This is a genomic window from Aerosticca soli (assembly GCF_003967035.1).
In the GTDB taxonomy this organism is placed as follows: domain Bacteria; phylum Pseudomonadota; class Gammaproteobacteria; order Xanthomonadales; family Rhodanobacteraceae; genus Aerosticca; species Aerosticca soli.
In genome coordinates, this window is record NZ_AP018560.1 from 984,535 (window position 1) to 1,001,825 (window position 17,291).

19 protein-coding genes are annotated in these 17,291 nt (G+C 70.3%); 10 read left to right on the plus strand and 9 right to left on the minus strand.

Annotation, left to right across the window (positions count from 1 at the left end; translation table 11 throughout):
- Window positions 1-141: 141 nt before the first annotated feature.
- Genes gspN through cysQ form a run of 4 tightly spaced genes read left to right on the plus strand, consistent with a single transcriptional unit; the run spans window position 142 to window position 3,147 of the window.
- Window positions 142-927, plus strand: coding sequence for a type II secretion system protein N (gene gspN, locus ALSL_RS04470; protein ID WP_161970932.1), 786 nt, complete (start codon window positions 142-144; stop codon window positions 925-927).
- Window positions 928-1,716 (plus strand): inositol monophosphatase family protein, encoded by a 789-nt coding sequence (locus tag ALSL_RS04475; RefSeq protein WP_126536836.1) that lies wholly within the window; start codon window positions 928-930, stop codon window positions 1,714-1,716.
- A gap of 34 nt (window positions 1,717-1,750) precedes the next feature.
- Window positions 1,751-2,305: an ADP compounds hydrolase NudE gene (gene nudE, locus ALSL_RS04480; protein ID WP_126536838.1), complete on the plus strand. Its 555-nt coding sequence runs from the start codon at window positions 1,751-1,753 to the stop codon at window positions 2,303-2,305.
- Entirely contained in the window at window positions 2,302-3,147 is an 846-nt protein-coding gene (gene cysQ, locus ALSL_RS04485) for a 3'(2'),5'-bisphosphate nucleotidase CysQ (protein WP_126536840.1), read from the plus strand. Before nudE ends, cysQ begins: the two co-directional genes overlap by 4 nt.
- Before the next feature lie 37 nt (window positions 3,148-3,184).
- On the opposite strand, the gene ALSL_RS04490 is transcribed toward cysQ, so the two are convergent.
- From ALSL_RS04490 to cdd, 3 genes are read right to left on the minus strand one after another with little or no spacing between them, the layout of a single operon-like run.
- Window positions 3,185-4,090, minus strand: coding sequence for a 5'-3' exonuclease (locus ALSL_RS04490; protein WP_126536842.1), 906 nt, complete (start codon window positions 4,088-4,090; stop codon window positions 3,185-3,187).
- An 8-nt stretch (window positions 4,091-4,098) separates the two neighbouring features.
- The gene (locus ALSL_RS04495) at window positions 4,099-4,680 is read right to left on the minus strand and encodes a nitroreductase family protein (RefSeq protein ID WP_126536844.1); all 582 of its coding nucleotides are present in this window, start codon (window positions 4,678-4,680) and stop codon (window positions 4,099-4,101) included.
- 34 nt (window positions 4,681-4,714) lie between these two features.
- Window positions 4,715-5,131 carry a cytidine deaminase gene (gene cdd, locus ALSL_RS04500; protein ID WP_126536846.1) on the minus strand — a complete coding sequence of 139 codons (417 nt, stop codon included), beginning with the start codon at window positions 5,129-5,131 and terminating at the stop codon, window positions 4,715-4,717.
- Between the two features lie 108 nt (window positions 5,132-5,239).
- Between cdd and ALSL_RS04505 the strand changes: the two genes are divergently transcribed.
- Entirely contained in the window at window positions 5,240-6,340 is a 1,101-nt protein-coding gene (locus ALSL_RS04505; RefSeq protein WP_126536848.1) for an NAD(P) transhydrogenase subunit alpha, read from the plus strand.
- Between the two features lie 24 nt (window positions 6,341-6,364).
- Here the strand turns inward: ALSL_RS04505 and ALSL_RS04510 are convergent, their stop codons facing one another.
- From ALSL_RS04510 to ALSL_RS04520, 3 genes are read right to left on the minus strand one after another with little or no spacing between them, the layout of a single operon-like run.
- Window positions 6,365-6,907, minus strand: a complete 543-nt coding sequence (locus ALSL_RS04510; protein WP_231700293.1) for a DUF3106 domain-containing protein — start codon at window positions 6,905-6,907, stop codon at window positions 6,365-6,367.
- Window positions 6,908-6,951: 44 nt separating this feature from the next.
- The gene (locus ALSL_RS04515) at window positions 6,952-7,320 is read right to left on the minus strand and encodes a hypothetical protein (RefSeq protein ID WP_126536852.1); all 369 of its coding nucleotides are present in this window, start codon (window positions 7,318-7,320) and stop codon (window positions 6,952-6,954) included.
- Entirely contained in the window at window positions 7,317-7,898 is a 582-nt protein-coding gene (locus ALSL_RS04520) for an RNA polymerase sigma factor (RefSeq protein WP_126536854.1), read from the minus strand. The genes ALSL_RS04515 and ALSL_RS04520 overlap by 4 nt, the downstream gene beginning before the upstream one ends.
- A 141-nt stretch (window positions 7,899-8,039) precedes the next feature.
- Here ALSL_RS04520 and ALSL_RS04525 point away from each other — a divergent pair, with 141 nt between their 5' ends.
- Both ALSL_RS04525 and ALSL_RS04530 read left to right on the plus strand, forming a co-directional pair.
- A complete protein-coding gene (locus ALSL_RS04525) occupies window positions 8,040-8,342 on the plus strand; it encodes an NAD(P) transhydrogenase subunit alpha part 2 (RefSeq protein WP_126536856.1) in 303 nt (100 codons plus the stop codon).
- The gene (locus ALSL_RS04530) at window positions 8,342-9,772 is read left to right on the plus strand and encodes an NAD(P)(+) transhydrogenase (Re/Si-specific) subunit beta (protein WP_126536858.1); all 1,431 of its coding nucleotides are present in this window, start codon (window positions 8,342-8,344) and stop codon (window positions 9,770-9,772) included. Before ALSL_RS04525 ends, ALSL_RS04530 begins: the two co-directional genes overlap by 1 nt.
- Window positions 9,773-9,784: 12 nt before the next feature.
- Here ALSL_RS04530 and ALSL_RS04535 read toward each other — a convergent pair whose 3' ends face one another.
- Window positions 9,785-10,213 carry a hypothetical protein gene (locus ALSL_RS04535; RefSeq protein ID WP_231700294.1) on the minus strand — a complete coding sequence of 143 codons (429 nt, stop codon included), beginning with the start codon at window positions 10,211-10,213 and terminating at the stop codon, window positions 9,785-9,787.
- 148 nt (window positions 10,214-10,361) lie between these two features.
- On the opposite strand from ALSL_RS04535, the gene sufT reads away from it, so the two are divergent.
- Both sufT and ALSL_RS04545 read left to right on the plus strand, forming a co-directional pair.
- Entirely contained in the window at window positions 10,362-10,919 is a 558-nt protein-coding gene (gene sufT, locus ALSL_RS04540) for a putative Fe-S cluster assembly protein SufT (protein ID WP_126536860.1), read from the plus strand.
- A 367-nt stretch (window positions 10,920-11,286) separates the two neighbouring features.
- Window positions 11,287-13,446, plus strand: a complete 2,160-nt coding sequence (locus ALSL_RS04545; protein WP_126536862.1) for a M4 family metallopeptidase — start codon at window positions 11,287-11,289, stop codon at window positions 13,444-13,446.
- 81 nt (window positions 13,447-13,527) lie between these two features.
- Here the strand turns inward: ALSL_RS04545 and ALSL_RS04550 are convergent, their stop codons facing one another.
- Together ALSL_RS04550 and ALSL_RS04555 are read right to left on the minus strand one after the other, a co-directional pair.
- The gene (locus ALSL_RS04550) at window positions 13,528-14,013 is read right to left on the minus strand and encodes an asparaginase domain-containing protein (RefSeq protein ID WP_126536864.1); all 486 of its coding nucleotides are present in this window, start codon (window positions 14,011-14,013) and stop codon (window positions 13,528-13,530) included.
- Between the two features lie 136 nt (window positions 14,014-14,149).
- Complete coding sequence (locus ALSL_RS04555) at window positions 14,150-15,787, minus strand: acyl-CoA dehydrogenase family protein (protein WP_126536866.1); 1,638 nt, start codon at window positions 15,785-15,787, stop codon at window positions 14,150-14,152.
- 112 nt (window positions 15,788-15,899) lie between these two features.
- Here ALSL_RS04555 and ALSL_RS04560 point away from each other — a divergent pair, with 112 nt between their 5' ends.
- Window positions 15,900-17,291, plus strand: coding sequence for a M20/M25/M40 family metallo-hydrolase (locus tag ALSL_RS04560; RefSeq protein WP_231700295.1), 1,392 nt, complete (start codon window positions 15,900-15,902; stop codon window positions 17,289-17,291).

Sequence of the window (17,291 nt, forward strand, 5' to 3'; positions counted from 1 at the left end):
CGACAACGCCTCGCGCCGGCATGGGAAGGAAAGTTCAATCGTGCATTATCGCCCAATCGCGATGGTCGGGGAAAATTTCAAGCCTCTCGGCGCCTCGCGCTCCCCGCCGTGTGTGGCCGGCAAGCCAGTGGACGGCCGCGCGTGGGCTTGAGGCCGCGCCGTCGCTGGCCCTGGCGAGTCGGGCTGGCATTCGTCCTCTGCGGCATAGGGGTACTCGTCGGCGTGCCGGCGCGCTGGGTCTGGGCCTGGGCCGCCCACCGGCTGCCCGGCGTGGCGCTGGTCGGCGTCGGCGGCACGCTCTGGCAGGGCCGGGCGCAGGCGCTGGTGCTGGCGGGCGGGCCGACCTTCCGCGACGTGCATTGGCGGCTCTCGCGGCGGCTGCTGCTCGGCCGGCCGGCGTTCGCGCTGACGGCGGGTTCACCCGCGCTGGAACTCGCGGCGCGACGCGAGCCGGCGCAAGAGGGCCGGACCTGCTGGCGGGAAGTGTCCCTGCGCCTGGCGCTCGACGGCCTCGTGCCCGCGCTGCCGGCACTCGGCGGTACGCCGACGGGGCGGCTGTCGCTCGATCTCGATGACTTGCTGCTCGCGGGTGGCTGGCCGCTCGCCCTTGACGGGCATGCCCGCTGGCAGGCGGCCGGCGTGCGGACGGCCGACGGGCCGCTCGCCCTGGGCGAGCTGGACGCCCGGCTCGAGGCCCAGGCCGGCGTGGTGCGTATCGCCTTTGCCGATACCGGCGACGGGCCGCTGGCGGCACGCGGCACGGCGATGCTTTCCCCGCTAGGCTGGCTGATCGGTGCGAAGCTCGCCGCGCGTCGCCAGGATCCGGCGCTCGCGCGTTGGCTGGCCGGTCTCGGTCCGGCCGATGCGCACGGCGTCGTCCATCTCGCCCGTGCCGGCGGCCTGGCACAACTGCCATCGGAGCCATGAATGCACGTCGAACGTCTCGCACACGCCCTTGAAGCCGCCCGCGCCGCCGCGCAGGCCGCCGCGCAGGTGATCCTTCGCCACTGGCAGAGCGGCGTGGCGGTGGAGTGGAAGAGCGATGCCACGCCGGTGACGCAGGCCGACCGCGAGGCCGAGCAGGCGATCCGCGCGGTGCTCGCGCGCGCCTTGCCGGAGGCCGGCATCTACGGCGAGGAATACGGCCGCAGCGGCAACGAGCATCTGCTGTGGCTGGTCGATCCGCTGGACGGCACCAAGAGCTTCGTCCGCCGCACGCCGTTCTTTTCCACCCAGATCGCGCTGATGGAGGCGGGCGAGCTGGTGCTCGGCGTGTCCTGCGCGCCGGTCTACGGCGAGACGATGTGGGCCGCGCGCGGCATGGGTGCCTGGCTCGACGGCCGGCGCGTCACGGTGGCCGATACCGCGCGTCTGGAGCAGGCGGCGCTGTCCACCGGCAACATCAAGTCGCTCGCCGCCGATGCGCGCTGGGCGGCCTTCGGTGAACTGGTGCGCACGGTCGACCGTATCCGTGGCTATGGCGATTTCTGCCATTACCACCTGCTCGCGCGCGGCGCGCTCGATCTGGTGCTGGAGTCGGACGTGCACGTCCTGGACGTCGCCGCGCTGGCGGTGATCGTGCGCGAGGCCGGCGGCATCTTCACCGATCTCGACGGCCAGCCGCCGGGGCTGGCCACCCGCAGCGTGCTGGCCGGGGTGCCGGCACTGCATGCGCAGGCACTGGCGCGCCTGCGCGCGGCACCGCGGTCGTGCTGAAGGCGCCGCGCGCGACGCGGGCTACAATCGGCCGATGCGCAAGCCTCCCATCATCCATGCCGTCCGCGACGTCGGCCCCAGCCGCTTCCTGCGCGCCGAGCAGATCGACCTCGAGTTCTCCAACGGCGAGCGGCGCACCTTCGAGCGCCTGACCGGCGAGGGGCCGGGCGCGGTGATCGTGGTGCCCATGCTGGATGCGGATACCGTGCTGCTGGTGCGCGAGTACGCCGCCGGCGTGGACCGCTACGAGCTCGGCCTGCCCAAGGGCCGGCTCGATCCGGGCGAGACGGTGGAACAGGGCGCGAACCGCGAGCTCAAGGAGGAGGTCGGCTATGGCGCGCGCCGGCTCACGCCGCTGCACGAGCTGGTGCTCTCGCCGTCGTACATGACCAATCGCGCGCACGTCGTGCTGGCGCAGGAGCTCTATCCCGAGCGGTTGCCCGGCGATGAGCCGGAGGAGCTCGAAGTGGTGCCGTGGCGGCTCTCCGAGCTGCACACGCTGCTCGGCCGCGCGGACGTCAGCGACGGCCGTTCGATCGCCGCCCTGTTCATGGCCCGCGAATACCTGGCCGGGCGCTTCCGCCCGTGAAGCGAGTGCCCGACGCCGAGCTGCGAGCCCTGGCCGATCTCGCCCGCCGCGCCGGCGAGGCCATCCTCGAGGTCTACCGCGGCGATTTCTCGGTCACGCGCAAGCTCGACGCCTCGCCGCTGACCGCCGCGGATCTGGCCGCGCAGCGGGTCATTCTCGCGGGGCTGGATGCGCTCGCGCCCGGCGTGCCGGTGGTTTCGGAGGAGGCGGTGCTGCCGCCGTGGGAAGAACGCCGGCACTGGCGTCGCTATTTCCTCGTCGATCCGCTGGACGGCACCCGCGAGTTCGTCAAGCGCAATGGCGAATTCACCGTCAACATCGCCCTGGTCGAGGATCACCAGCCGGCGCTCGGCGTGGTGCTGGCGCCGGTCGACGGCAGCCTGTATCTGGCGCGGCGCGGCGGCGGTGTCTGGCTGCAGCAGGCCCCGGCCCTGGGCGAGGGCCAAGCCGAGCCGCCCTGGCAGCCGCTGCGCACGCGGCCCTTGGCCCATCCGCCGGTGGTCGCCGGCAGCCGTTCGCACGGCGCGGACACCCACGCCATGCTCGCCGACCTGCTCGGCACCGATTACGTCGCCCTGCCGCTCGGGTCCTCGCTCAAGTTCTGCCTGATCGCGCGCGGCCAGGCCGATCTCTATCTGCGGCTGGGCGAGACCAGCGAGTGGGATACCGCCGCGGCGCAATGCGTGCTGGAGGAAGCCGGCGGCGCGGTGCTCGACCTGACCGGTCGGCCGCTGCGCTACAACACCCGCGATTCGCTCACCAACCCGGAATTCCTGGCCGTCGGCGACACCGGCGTCGACTGGCCGGCGCGGCTGCGTCACGCTCTGCGCGAACGCTACTGAAGACGCCCGTTCGCGCCTTTTTTGCGCCAGGCAGTCTTCAGCAGGCCGCGGCCGGGACGACGCCGGCAAGCCATTCGAGTCGTGCCCGGCTGTGGGGCCCCAAGCGAAGCTGCGCGCAGAGCGCCTGCAGCCGTTCTTCGTCGCCCTGCCGGCGCCGCAGCGCGTCGGCTTCAGCAGGCACCGGTGCATCCAGGGCGATGCGGGTCAGACGCCGGTACAACAGCGCGGCCTCGGCGTGCTCGGCCAGCCGCGCGGCGCAGGCCGCGGCGCCGCGCAGCGGCAGCGTCGGGACTTCCGCGAGCCGGTCGAGCAGCGCGTCCAGGCTGCCGAAATGGGCGAGCAGGGCGGCCGCGGTGCGTGCGCCGATGCCGGGCACGCCGGGAATGTTGTCCACCGCATCGCCGCACAGGGCAAGGTAATCGGCCACCTGGTGCGGATGCACGCCAAGCCGCGCGTGCACGCCGGCGGCACCCCAGCGCAGGCCACGGGCGAAATCCCACTGCTCGTCATGCGGGCCGAGCAGCTGGCCGAAATCCTTGTCGGCCGAGACGATCACCGCCCCGTGTCCGTGCGCCCGCAGGCTCCACAACGCGCTGCCGATGAGGTCGTCCGCCTCGTAGGCGTGGTCGACCAGCACCGGCACGCCCAAGGCCTGGAGCAGCTCGCGGCAGCGCACGAACTGCCGCTCGAGGGCCGGCGGCGGCAGCGCGCGGTTGGCCTTGTAGGCCGGATAGATGGCGTTGCGGAACGAGCAGGTCAGCGCCGCATCGAAGGCCACCGCCACATGGGTGGGCTGCGTCCGTTCCAGGAGTTCGCACAGGAAGCGGGCGAAGCCGTGCACCGCGTTGACCGGCTCGCCGTCCTCGTCGCGCAACGAGTCCGGCAGCGCGTGCCAGGCGCGGAAGACGTACAGGCTGCCGTCGATGAGATGCGCCGCCGGCATGGCGTTTTTCAATGCGGCGGCGTCCAGCCCGTGACCACGCGCTCGAGCGCGGGCCGCGCGCGTTCGGGCGCCGATGCACGCGGCGTGCCGATGTGCACGAAGCCGATGATGCGCTCGTTCGCGGCCAGGCCGAGCAGGGCGGCGACCTCGGCGTCGTAGGCGGCCCAGCCGGTCAGCCATTGCGCGCCATAACCGAGCGCCTCTGCGCCGAGCAGCAGGTTGTAGGCCACGCAGCCGGCGCTCAAGAGCTGCTCGCTCTCGGGGATCTTGCCGTCCGGTTCGATGCGCGCCACCACCACCAGCACCAGCGGGGCATGCGCATAGCGTTCGCGTTCCTTGGCCTGGCGCGCGACCGAGGCGTCGGGATCGCGGGCCGCGGCGATCCGGGCGAGGCGTTCGCCGAATTCGGTCTTGGCCGCGCCCTCCAGCACGATCAGCCGGAACGGCACGCGCTTGCCATGGTCGGGCACGCGCACCGCGGCCTCCAGCAGGGCGCGGCGTTCATCGCCCTCTGGCGCGGGTGCGGTGAGCTGGCGCGCCGGCACGGAGCGGCGCTGCCGAAGCAGCTCGAAGGCGGCAGGAAGAGGCATGCGGGTTCCTTGCAAGTTCTACGGGCCGGCGATGTTACCGGGACGTGGCGCTTTTCAGCCGGAACGCGTCCGGCAGCAGCGCGCCTGCCGTGGTCGATCGGCGCTCGCCGCGCAGGTTGCCGAGTATCACCGGCATCGCGGCGTCGCACAGTTCCGCCAGCACCTGCCGACAGGCGCCGCAGGGGCTCACCGGCTCGGCGGTGTCGGCGATCACCGCCAGCGCGGCGAAATCGCCCGGTTTGCAGCCGGCGGCGATGGCGGCGAACAGCGCGGTGCGCTCGGCGCAATGGCACAGGCCGTAGGCGGCGTTTTCCACATTGCAGCCGGAAAACCGGCGTCCGTCGCGGGTTGCTACCACCGCGCCGACGGCAAAGCCCGAATAAGGCGCGAAGGCGTGCTGGCGCGCCAGGCGGGCCAGGGCGAGCAGGGCGTCGGCATCCGGATCGGACATGAGGGCACGCTCATTGGGACGAGGGCAGGCCAGTCTAGCCGCGCCGCTGCGCCGGCGGCGGCCTTGGGGCTAGGATGCGCATCGGTTCCAAGCGTTGAGGACGCATCGATGCCGATCACCGTGACCGCATTGCGAGAAACCGCCGCCGGCGAGCGCCGGGTGGCGATCACCCCGGAGGTGGCGCGCAAGCTGCGTGCGCGCGGGTTGTCGGTGCTGCTCGAACGCGGCGCCGGCGAGGCCGCCGGTTTTCCGGACGAGGCCTACGCGGAGACCGCGTTTGCCACGGCCGCCGAGGTGCTGGCGCAGGCCGATGTGCTCGCCTGCGTGTTGCCGCCCGAGGATGCGGTCTATGCGCAGCTGCGCGAGGGCGCGGTCGTGTTCGGCCAGTTGCGGCCCTACGGCGCGGCGGCGCGGATCGAGGCGCTGAACCGCCGCAGGCTCACCGCGTTCGCGCTGGAACTCCTGCCGCGCACCACCCGCGCCCAGGCCATGGACGTGCTGAGTTCGCAGGCGGCGGTGGCCGGTTACCGCGCCACGTTGATCGCCGCCGAGGCGTGCCCGAAGTTCTTTCCCATGCTGACCACCGCGGCAGGCACCATCCGGCCCTCGCGCGTGCTGGTGATCGGCGCCGGCGTGGCCGGTCTGCAGGCGATCGCCACCGCCCGCCGGCTGGGGGCCCAGGTCGAGGGCTACGACGTGCGGCCGGAGACGCGCGAACAGGTGGAATCGCTCGGTGCGAAGTTTCTGGACTTGGGCGTCAGCGCCGCCGGCAGCGGCGGCTATGCGCGCGAACTGTCCGCCGAGGAGCGCGCCGCGCAGCAGCAGGCGCTGGCCGATCACCTCAAGGTCGTGGACGTGGTCATCGGCACCGCCGCGGTGCCTGGTCGGCCGGCGCCCAAAATCCTTTCCGCGGCGATGGTGGAAGGCATGCGGCCGGGCGCGTTGATCGTCGATCTGGCTGCCGAGAGCGGCGGCAATTGCGAGCTGACCCGTCCGGGTGGAGGCGTCAGCCACGGCCATGTGCGCATACTCGGGCCGCTCAATCTGCCGGCGGGCGCGCCGCTGCATGCTTCGGAAATGTACGCACGCAACCTGTTCAACTTCCTGGAACTGCTGCTCAAAGACGGCCACCTGCAGCCGGATTTCGCCGACGAACTCGTCGAGCGGACCTGTCTTGCGCATGCCGGCGAGCTGCGCTTCAAGGGCTGAAAAAGCGGCGCGCGCGGGTGGTTTTCAGTCCGCTGCCGGGTCGTCCGGCGGCGGAGGCGGCGGGTCGTGTCCGGAGCCGGGCGGCGGGGGCGGCGGCATCGCGCCGTGATCGCCGGGCGGCGGGCCGTGCCGTTCGCGCCATGCCTGCCGCAGGCGCTGACGTTCCTCGGGCGGCAGTTGCTGGAAGCGTTCGAAGGCGGCATGCAGCCGCTCGCGTTCCTCCGGCGAGAGCCGTTCGAAGGCCTGGTGGTTGCGGTGCGCGGTGGCCCGTTGCTCCGGGGTCATGTGTTCCCAGCGCTCGATCCGCTCGCGAATGCGTTCGCGCTGCTCGGGCGGCAGGGTGGACCAGTGCTGGGCGCGCTCGAGCAGGCGGGATTGCCGGCGGGGCGGCAGGCTGTCCCACTGATCGCGCAGCGGGGCGAGCACGTCCTGTTCGGCCGGACTGAGCGCCCGCCACGGCCGGGGCGGCGGGGGCGGGGGCGGGGGCGGAGATTCCCCGGCCGGCGGCGGCGCCGGCATCGTCTGCGCGGCCACGGAGGGGCTGGCGAGCGCGAGCAGCAGGGCCAACGCCGCTGCAAGGCCCGGACGTGCGCAAAGTGCCGGCATGAAGTTCAGCGCCCGCCCTGGCCGCTGGCGGCGAGCCAGCGGTAGAAGTCGAGGTCCTGATAGAGCGCCGGATCGGTGCTGTCCGGATCGGGCGGCAGCTCGCCCTCGCCGCTCTCGCCGACGGCGACCGGACTTGCGGCCGGCAGCGGCGTGCGCATGTTCGGCCACAGCGTCACCAGTGCGAGCGCGAGTACCGCGAAGGCGCCGGCCGGCAGCAGCACGCGGCGCGACCAGGCCGGCGCCGCACGCGGCGCGGCCAACGCGGTCTGGCGCGCCGCGCGCAGTCGGGCGGCGGTGGCCGGGTCCACTTGCCGGGCGGCGGCGCGGTACGCGGCGCGGGCGCGTTCGACAAAGGGCGGCATCGGGGCATTCATCGCCAGTCCTCCAGGGCGTCGCGCAGGTGTTGCATGGCGCGCGACAGATGGGTTTTCACGCTGCCTTCCGAGCAGCCCATGGCCTTGGCCGTCTGCGCCACGTCCAGTCCTTCCAGCATGCGCAGCACGAAGGCCTCGCGCTGGCGGCGCGGCAGGGCGCGCAGGGCCTCGACCAGCGCCGCATAGGATTGCGCATCGCCGAGCCGATGCAAGGGGTCGGGCGCCTCGTCGGCCGGGTCCCACGCCGGCAGTTCCTCGCCGTCGCCGTCGTGGCCGCCGCCGAGCCAGCCGACCACGATGGAACGCACCTTGCGCCGCCGCTGCAGGTCGACGATGCGCCGGCGCAGGATGCCCCAGAACAGCGGCGTCCATTCCTCCGGCGGCTTGTCGCGGTAGTGCCGGACCAGACGCAGCATGGCGTCCTGCACGGCATCGAGTGCGTCCTCGCGATGGCCGAGATGGAGTTCGGCCATGCGATAGGCGCGCCGCTCGATCCCGGCCAAAAAGGCCTCCAGCGTGGTCGGCACGGCCTGTGCGGCCGCCAGCGGTTCGTCCAGCAGTCCAACCCAGGCGTTCATGGCAGCGTCGCTGCCGGCGTCGCTCCGCTCATCAGCAGGCTCCATCTGGAAAATCACCCGTACGAACGCGCGGCAGTCGCACGGGTTGACCTGCGACCGTATGATGCGGCCAGGGTCCGGTGCCTGAGCGAGGTGGGGGTCATGATCGACGGTTTCCTGGCGCTGTACATTTTCATGCTGGCCGCATTCACCGGCTACGAGATCATCGCGCGGGTGCCGGTGATCCTGCACACGCCGCTGATGTCCGGTTCCAACTTCGTTCACGGCATCGTGCTGGTCGGCGCGATGGTGGCGCTGGGGCATGCGCAGACCACCTTCGGCATGGTCATCGGTTTCCTCGGCGTGCTGCTCGGCGCGGGCAACGCGGCCGGCGGCTACGTGGTGACCGAGCGCATGCTGGAGATGTTCAAGTCGAGCAAGCCGGCCGGGCGGGAGGGCAAGTGATGAACTGGCTGCCGACTCTCATCAAGGCGTGCTATTTCCTCGCTGCGCTGCTGTTCATCCTGGGGCTCAAGCGGATGAGCTCGCCGCGCACCGCGCGCGGCGGCATCGTCTGGGCCGGCATCGGCATGCTGCTGGCGGTGCTGGCCACTTTCGCGCTGCCGGGCCTCGAGCATCGCGGGCTGATCCTCGCCGCCGTGCTGATCGGCGTCGTCGCGGCCTGGTGGTCGGGCCGGCGCGTGGCGATGACGGCGATGCCGCAGATGGTCGCGCTCTACAACGGCATGGGCGGCGGCGCGGCGGCGGCGATCGGCGCGGTGGAGCTGATCGGCTACGCCGGTGCGGCGGTCACCCTGCTCGACGGCGACCGGTTCACCGCCAGCGGCGGCGGTCCGGCGCTCGCGCCGCTGGCGCTGGCGGTGCTCGGCGCGTTGATCGGCGCGGTGAGCTTTTCCGGCTCGCTGATCGCCTTCGCCAAGCTGCAGGGCTGGCTGGACCGGCGCTTCGTGTTCCCCGGCCAGCGCGTGGTCAATCTGCTCGTGCTCGCCGCCGCGCTGGTGCTGGGCGGCATGCTGGTCGCCGGTCGCTTGCAGTTGCCGCTGATCGTCGTGTTCTTCGTGCTCGCGCTCGTGTTCGGGCTGTTGATGACGCTGCCGATCGGCGGCGCCGACATGCCGGTGGTGATCTCGCTGTACAACGCGTTCACCGGGCTGGCCGTCGCCTTCGAGGGCTTCGTGCTGCAGAACGAGGCGATGATCATCGCCGGTACCGTGGTCGGCGCCGCCGGCACGCTGCTCACCCAGCTGATGGCCCGGGCGATGAATCGCTCGCTCGGCAACGTGCTGTTCGGCAGTTTCGGCGCCGCCGCCGGCGCGACCGCACAGGAGATCGCCGGCAGCCAGAAGCCGATCGAGGCCGCCGACGCCGCGGTGATGATGGCCTACGCCGAGCGCGTGGTGATCGTGCCCGGCTACGGCATGGCGGTGGCGCAGGCCCAGCACAAGGTGTGGGAACTGGCGCAGATCCTGATCGCGCGCGGGGTGAAGGTGAAGTTCGCCATCCATCCGGTGGCCGGCCGCATGCCCGGGCACATGAACGTGCTGCTCGCCGAGGCCGGCGTGCCCTACGACCTGATCGCCGACATGGAAGACATCAACCCGGAGTTTCCGGCCACCGACGTCGCGCTGGTGATCGGCGCCAACGACGTGGTCAACCCGATGGCCAAGACCGATCCGGCCTCGCCGATTTACGGCATGCCCATCCTCGACGTGGCGAGCGCGAAGAACGTGATCGTGATCAAGCGCGGCAAGGGCACCGGTTTCGCCGGCATCGAGAACGCGCTGTTCTACGCCGACAACACCCGCATGCTCTACGGCGACGCGCAGGGCGCGGTGGCGGCGCTGGTGGCGGCGATCAAGGCGCTGGACGCCTGATTTTGCGACGCATCAGCCACGCCGCGCGGCCAGCGCGGCGCAGACCGCGCCGAGTGCGAACCAGATCAGATCCGACCAGGCCAGACCATGCAGACCGAGCGCCAGCAGCATCGGCGCGCCGGCACGGACGAGGGTCTCGATGAGGCCGAGTCCCATCATCGCGGCGATCTTCACCGCCGCGGTCAAGGCGGCCACGTAGAGCGCGGCGAGCAGCAGGGCCAACGCGGCGAGCACGGCGCTGAACGTGCCGGCCGGCTGAATCCAGCGCCGCATCGACACGCCGAGCAGCCAGCCGACCGGAATCGCCAGCCAAGGCAAGGGCCGCAGCAGCGCGAGCGTGGGCAGCATCCACAGCGCGCCGGCGGTGGTGCTGAGCACGAAGGCGCCCAGGCACGCCCCCGGCAGGCCGCGCCAACGCGCATGGCTTCGCTGACTTTGCATCACAGGCGCCCCTTTGGATGGCAAAGCCACGCATGTTAGCGCGCAGGGCTTGAGACGGCCGCGGCGAGGCCAGACATCCACGCTTTGGCACAATAGACCGATGACGGCGCGGCGCGTCGTCCTTTTTCACACTCCCCCAAGGTCCGGCATGAGCGGCTTCAGCCTGAACAGTGAACCTTTCACCCTGACCCGCGACTGCGACGCCGTGATGGTGCCGCAGGGCGAGCACGTCACCCTGCCGGCCGGTCAAACGGGTTACATCACCCAGGCCCTGGGCGGCAGTTTCACGGTATTCGTGGACGGCAACCTGTTCCGCATCGCCGGCAAGGACGCCGATGCGCTCGGCAAGGAACCGCCGCCGCCGCTGGAACTGCCCGCCGACGCCAGCGACGCGGACGTCGAGAAGCTGGTCTGGCAGCAGTTGCGCACGGTCTACGATCCCGAAATCCCGATCAACGTCGTCGAACTCGGCCTGGTCTATGACGTCTCCCTGGAAACCGTCGCGCCCGGTCAGCGCAAGGTCTACGTCAAGATGACCCTGACCGCGCCCGGCTGCGGCATGGGCGACATCCTGGTCGACGATGCGCGCACCAAGATCGAACTCGTGCCGACGGTCGTGGCGGCCGATGTCGATCTGGTCTTCGACCCGCCCTGGAACCACTCGATGATGTCCGAGGCGGCCAAGCTCGAGACCGGCATGCTCTGAAAGCACGCTTCCCGGCGACAGGCCGGCCGGATGTGCGGCTTGTGAGCCAGTTCTCGCGGCTTGGAAAAATTCCGGCTTGTACGGGTTCTTCCATGCCATCTATCGTCCAAGAGTCCGCGGCGGGGAGCCGCTGGATGGTCCTGTGCCGATGAGTCTTGCGTCCCACAGCCGCAAGACTTGCCGGGATCTCACCTGAGCCCAGGCGCCGCCCTTACAGGACGTAAAGGGGAAGGTGGCGAGCGGGCTTCACGGGGCCGCCTGTCCAAGTACAAGGCGCCGTGCGTCGCACGGCTTTCTAGCGCATGGGGCTTCAAGAGTGGCCACATCAGGACCGCTCGCGCCCAAGGAATGTCCGGAGAGTCCATCGATGACAAGCAGCATCCGTTTGAAACTACTGGTGGCGGCGATCGGCATGGCCACCGCGTCCATGGCGACGGCCGCCACGCAGAGCCTGCGTGCGCAAAACCTGGCCGGCACGCCGGTTGCCAATCTGGCGAGCAAATTGAACCTGGGCGCGGACATGTCGCTGCTACCGCGCAGCGCGGTGCCCCTGGCCAACGGCCAGAAGGTCGTTCGCCATCAGCAGCTCTACAAGGGCGTGCCGGTCTACGGCCGCAGCATCGCCGTGGTGCAGGATGCCAACGGCAATGCGCTGCGCGCCACCGGCGACCTGCTGCAGATCGAGACCAGCCAGTTGGCGCCGCTGTCGGTGACGCCCAAGCTCTCCGCATCCGACGCCCTGGCCGCGCTCAAGGGCTATGCGCACCCCCAGCTCCTGGCCGGCGCCACGCTCGGCAACGAGCAGTCCGAACTGTTCATCTATCCCCAGGACGGGGCCTCGCCGCGGCTGGTCTATAGGGTGTCCTATGTCGTCTATGGCGAGCATCCCAGTCGGCCGACGGCGATCGTCGATGCCAACACCGGCGAGGTGATCAAGAGCTGGGAAGGCCTGACCCATGCCTCGGCCACCGGTCCGGGCGGCAACCAGAAGACTGGCAAGTATCTCTATGGCACCGATTATCCGGCGCTCAACGTCACCCAGTCGGGGACGACCTGCAAGCTGCAGAACACCGACGTGGTGACCTACAACCTGAACCATGCTTCCAGCGGTGGATCGATCGTCAGCTTCACCTGTCCCAACAGCGATACCGACGCCATCAACGGCGCCTATTCCCCGGTCAACGACGCGCACCATTTCGGCGGCGTCGTGCACGACATGTACCTGGCCTATACCGGCGCGGCCCCGCTCAACATGCAGCTGCGCATGAACGTGCACTACAAGAGCAATTACGAGAACGCGTTCTGGGACGGCAGCGCGATGTTTTTCGGCGACGGCGCCAGCACGTTTTATCCGCTGGTATCACTGGACGTCACCAGCCACGAGATCAGCCACGGCTATACCGAGCAGAACTCCAACCTGGAATATAGCGGCCAATCCGGCGGCATGAACGAGGCCTACTCGGACATGGCCGGCGAGGCCGCGGAGTTCTATGACCGCGGCGCGGCCGACTTCCTGGTCGGGCGCGACATCGTCAAGACCAGCGCGGGCATCGGCGATGCGCTGCGCTACATGTGCAACCCGCCGCAGGACGGTGGTTCGATCGACAATGCGGCGAATTACACCTCGGGCCTGGACGTCCACTATTCGTCGGGCGTGTACAACAAGGCCTTCTGCCTGCTCGCCAAGACCAGCGGCTGGGACGTCAAGAAGGCATTCCAGGTATTCGCCCTGGCCAACAAGAGTTACTGGACGGCCACCAGCACGTTCAACAGCGGTGCATGTGGCGTCGAGTCGGCGGCGCAGGACCTCGGCTACGACAAGAATGCGGTGACCACCGCCTTCAGCGGCGTCGGCGTCTCCTGTGCGGGCGGCGGCGGCGGGGGTGGCGGTACGGCGACGGAGCTCACCAACAACGTCGCGGTGACCGGCGTGTCCGGCGCGGCCGGCGCGGACAACGACTATTTCATCAAGGTCCCGGCCGGAGCCACCAATCTGGTGATGTCCATCTCCGGAGGCACCGGCGATGCAGATCTGTACACCAAGTTCGGCTCGGCGCCGACGACCAGCAGCTACGATTGCCGGCCCTACAAGAGTGGCAACAACGAAAGCTGCACGGTGGCCTCGCCGCAGGCTGGCACCTATTACCTCAAGGTGCACGGCTATTCGGCCTATTCGGGCGTCACCGTCAAGGCGTCCTACAGCACCGGCAGCGGCGGCAGTGGTTCCGCGCTGCAGAACGGGGTACCGGTGACGGGGCTGTCCGGTGCCACCGGCGCCAAGTTGTACTACACGGTGACCGTGCCCTCGGGTACCAGCACGCTGACCATCGCCACCTCCGGCGGGACCGGCGACGTCGATCTCTACGTCAAGAAGGGATCCAGCCCGACCACCAGCAGCTACGACTGCCGCCCATACAAGAGCGGCAATGCCGAGACCTGCACCTTCAGTGCGCCGAGCGGCACGTACTACGTGATGGTCTACGGTTACGCGGCGTTTTCCGGCGTGACGCTGAAGGCCACCTGGTAAAAAGCGGAGTGCGGCCGCCGCTCGCGGCGGTCGCAGCAGGGAAGCCCGCGGGCCCGGCCAGGAAGGCCGGGCCCGTTTTTTTCATGCCGCTTCGAAGCGGTTGGCCTCGCGGTTCTTGCGTACCCGTGCCGGGTCCCAGACCCGGCCGTTCATGACGATGTAGACCCCTTGGGGCAGGGTCTGCACGGCGATGACCGCGCCACCAATGTTGAAGACCGCGTCCGAGCCCTGGAAGCGGGCCGGATTGAGCGCGCCGGTGAGCACGATCACCTTGCCCCGGATGGCTGCCAGTTCGCGTGCGGTTTCCACCATGGTGTCGGTGCCGTGGGTGACCAGCACGTGCTTGTGCGGCTGGGCCTCGATGGTGGCGCGGATCAGCGCGCGGTCCTCGGCGGTGAGGTCCAGGCTGTCCTTGCGCAGGATCGGGATGACGTCGAAGCTGAAGGCGACGTTGAGCTGGCTCAGGATCTCGCCGATCTGCGGCTCGCCGATTTCGTAGTTCGACTTGGCGTCGAAATAGATCTTGTCGATGGTGCCGCCGGTGGTGACGATGGTGAGGTGCTGCATGGTCTGCCCTGGGCTGGAAAGAAACACCGCATTCTAGGCGGCATCGCTGGATGCGTCGGCCGTTTCTGTCGTCACGAGCTCGCCTGGCACGGCGGGGCGCCGTGCCCGAACGGAGAAGACCCGCGCCGTCGCGCGTTCACGCGGTGAGCAGGCGGGTGTCGGCGGCATCCAGCGTGGTCAGGCGATCCAGACCGTGGGCGAGGAAGATGCGCAAGGCCGCGCCGGGTCGCAGGTCGCCGCGACTCTTGGCCCAGGCCGCCTGGTCGGCGAGCAGCGCCGCGGCGGCACTGCGGGCCAGGGTGAACGCGAAGCCCCGGGCGCCAGCCTCGCGCCGCTCGCGGGTGGCGCCGTGGCCCTCCAGCCAGCACGTGGCCGCATCCAGCGCGCCCTGCACGACCTGCGCGGCGGCCGGCGCGGCGTTGGTCAGCCATGCGGCGATGGCCTGACGCAGCGGCTCGATGCCGTCGGCCTCGAGCACGCGCAGCACGTCCAGGGCGAGCACGTTGGTGGTGCCTTCCCAGATCGGATAGACCTGCGCATCGCGCAGCAGCTGCGGCAGGCCGGTGTCCTCGATGTAGCCGGCGCCGCCGAAGCATTCCAGCGCCTCCGAGCAAACTGCCACCGCCAGCTTGCCGGTCCACAGCTTGGCCAGTGGGGTGAGCAGGCGCAGCAGCGCTGCCTCGTGCGGCGTGGCGAGGCCCTGTTCGACCCGGCCGAGCAGGCGCGGCAGGGCGAGCACCAGCGCGAAGGCCGCCTCCATTTCCGCGACAAGGCCGGCCAGCGTCTCCACGTGCAGCGGCTGCTCGATCAGTGGCCGGCCGAAGGCCTGCCTGCGCGCCGCATAGTCGCGTGCCAGCGCCACCGCGCGGCTCATGCTGGCGAGCGCGCATACCGCGTTCCACAGTCGGGTGATGTTGAGCACCGGCGCGATCTGCCGCACACCGTGCGCGAGCTCGCCCACCGGCCAGGCGGGCAGACCGTCCAGATGGATCTCGGCGGTCGGCAGCTCGTGGGTGCCGAGCTTGTCCTTGAGCCGGTCGATGAGGATCTCCGGCCGCCGCCGGCCGTGCTCCGTCGTCTCGACATAGAACAGCGCCAGGGCGCGGCTGCCGGGGCCGGCGCCTTCCGGCCTCGCCAAGGCGAGCGCGGCCTCGCCGACCACCGCCGAACTGAACCACTTGCGCCCGTACAGCCGCCATTGCCCGTCGGCATCGCGGCGGGCGATTGTCTCGGTCCGGCCGACATCCGAGCCGCCGGCGGTTTCGGTCATCCATTGCCCGCTGAGCCAGAAAGCCTCCGGGTCGCGGCTCAGGAAGTGCGGCAGCGCGCGTTCGCCCAGCGCGGCGTTGCCCGAGGCCTTGAGCGCGGTGGCGGCGCCGTCGGTCATCGCCAGTGGACAGGTGTAGAAGGCGCTCGCCACGTGGTAGAGGTAGACGCGGGCGAACTGCTCCAGACGCGCGTGGACGTGCGCCTCGTGGCCGGCGGCGAGGAGGGCATGGCGGGTGGTGAGCCAGGCCCCTTCCTGCCAGGCCGGGGTGAGCTCGATGCGGTCGATGCGGCGACCCCAGGCGTCCCAGGCGGTGAATAGCGGTTTTTTCGGTGTGCTTGCGCGCTCGCGCTGCCACGCCTTCAAGGCATAGTGACCGAGCGCGTCCAGATCGGCATCCAGCGCCTCGCGGCGCTCGGTCGGCAGGTGGCGGTCGAGAAGATCGAGCAGCAGCCGGTCGCTGCGATAGGGATGATCCAGTTGCGGCGGATCCTGCAGGAAGGCCATGGACAACTCCTTACGAGGCCAAGCTTGGGCCGAGTATAGGACCGCGTGCACGGTGCCCTCACGCGGGCGATACTCTGGCCTTTTCCAAGGCCGTGCCAGGGGGGAGCCTGAGGTGTTCAAGACTTGTCTGTGGCTCGTGTTGACCGCGTTCGCCGGTCTCGCTTCGGCGAGCGGGCTGGATGCCAACGAGCGCGAGGCGCGTGAGCTCTTCGCGCGACTGATCGCCTTCCGCACCGAGGCCGGCCAGGGCCAGGTGCCGGTGATGGCCGAATACCTCGCCGGGCGCTTCCGCGAGGCGGGTTTTCCCGCCGCCGACATCCACCTGATGCCGCACGGCGAGACCGCCGCGCTGGTGGTGCGCTACCGCGGCGACGGCAGCGGCGGACGGCCGATCGCGCTGCTCGCGCACATGGACGTGGTCACCGCGCGGCGCGAGGACTGGCAACGCGACCCGTTCACGCTGACCGAGGAGAACGGCTACTTCTACGGCCGCGGCACCGAAGACATCAAGAGCGGCGTCACCGTGCTCACCGCGAGCTTCCTGCGCCTGAAGCGCGAGGGCTTCGTGCCCAGCCGCGATCTCGTCATCGTGTTCACCGGCGATGAGGAAACCGCCCAGGACACCGTCGCCGAACTGCTCGCGCGGCACCGTGACTGGGTGGATGCGGAATTCGCGCTCAACACCGACGCCGGCGGCGGCGAACTGGACGAACAGGGCCGGCCGTTGATGTACGATCTGCAGACCGCCGAGAAGACCTACGCGAGCTTCGAGCTGACCACGCACAATCCCGGCGGGCACAGTTCGCAGCCGCGCGCCGACAACGCCATCTACGCGCTGGCCGACGCGCTGGAGAAGCTCAGGACGTTCCGCTTCCCGGTGATGTGGAACGACACCACGCTGGCCTCGTTCAAGGCGCGCGGCGCGGTGACGCCTGGCGCGCTCGGCAAGGCGATGCGCCACTTCGCGCGCGACCCGCACGATGCCGCCGCCGCCGAACTGCTCGCCGGCGAGCCTGCCGAAGTGGGCAAGACGCGCACCACCTGCGTGGCGACGCTGCTGCGCGGCGGGCATGCCGAGAACGCGCTGCCGCAGTCGGCCACCGCCACGGTCAACTGCCGCATCTTCCCCGGCGTCGCCGTCGCCGAGGTGCAGCGCACGCTGGCCGCGCTGGTCGGGCCGGAGGTCGCGGTGACGCCGATCGGCAAGGCGCTGGCCAGCGACGCCTCGCCGCTGCGCGCGGACGTGCTCGCCGCGGTCGGCAAGGCGGTCCACGCCATCCATCCGGGCGTGCCGGTCACGCCGATGCAGGAATCGGGCGCCACCGACGGGCTGTATTTCCGCGCCGCCGGCATCCCGACCTACGGCGTCGGCTGCGTCTTCATCAAGAGCAGCGACGAATTCGCCCACGGTCTGAACGAGCGCATCCCGGTGCAGTCGTTCTACGAGGACCTGCGCTTCTGGCACGTGCTGCTGACCACGCTGGCCGGCCACGGCGCCGCATAG

Bases quoted from the DNA above. Each gene is read 5' to 3' on its own strand.
- ALSL_RS04475 (WP_126536836.1), top strand. From the start codon at position 928: ATGCACGTCGAACGTCTCGCACACGCCCTTGAAGCCGCCCGCGCCGCC.
- nudE (WP_126536838.1), top strand. From the start codon at position 1,751: ATGCGCAAGCCTCCCATCATCCATGCCGTCCGCGACGTCGGCCCCAGC.
- ALSL_RS04490 (WP_126536842.1), bottom strand. From the start codon at position 4,090: ATGCCGGCGGCGCATCTCATCGACGGCAGCCTGTACGTCTTCCGCGCC.
- ALSL_RS04495 (WP_126536844.1), bottom strand. From the start codon at position 4,680: ATGCCTCTTCCTGCCGCCTTCGAGCTGCTTCGGCAGCGCCGCTCCGTG.
- cdd (WP_126536846.1), bottom strand. From the start codon at position 5,131: ATGTCCGATCCGGATGCCGACGCCCTGCTCGCCCTGGCCCGCCTGGCG.
- ALSL_RS04505 (WP_126536848.1), top strand. From the start codon at position 5,240: ATGCCGATCACCGTGACCGCATTGCGAGAAACCGCCGCCGGCGAGCGC.
- ALSL_RS04515 (WP_126536852.1), bottom strand. From the start codon at position 7,320: ATGAATGCCCCGATGCCGCCCTTTGTCGAACGCGCCCGCGCCGCGTAC.
- ALSL_RS04520 (WP_126536854.1), bottom strand. From the start codon at position 7,898: ATGAACGCCTGGGTTGGACTGCTGGACGAACCGCTGGCGGCCGCACAG.
- ALSL_RS04525 (WP_126536856.1), top strand. From the start codon at position 8,040: ATGATCGACGGTTTCCTGGCGCTGTACATTTTCATGCTGGCCGCATTC.
- ALSL_RS04530 (WP_126536858.1), top strand. From the start codon at position 8,342: ATGAACTGGCTGCCGACTCTCATCAAGGCGTGCTATTTCCTCGCTGCG.
- ALSL_RS04535 (WP_231700294.1), bottom strand. From the start codon at position 10,213: ATGCAAAGTCAGCGAAGCCATGCGCGTTGGCGCGGCCTGCCGGGGGCG.
- sufT (WP_126536860.1), top strand. From the start codon at position 10,362: ATGAGCGGCTTCAGCCTGAACAGTGAACCTTTCACCCTGACCCGCGAC.
- ALSL_RS04545 (WP_126536862.1), top strand. From the start codon at position 11,287: ATGACAAGCAGCATCCGTTTGAAACTACTGGTGGCGGCGATCGGCATG.
- ALSL_RS04550 (WP_126536864.1), bottom strand. From the start codon at position 14,013: ATGCAGCACCTCACCATCGTCACCACCGGCGGCACCATCGACAAGATC.
- ALSL_RS04555 (WP_126536866.1), bottom strand. From the start codon at position 15,787: ATGGCCTTCCTGCAGGATCCGCCGCAACTGGATCATCCCTATCGCAGC.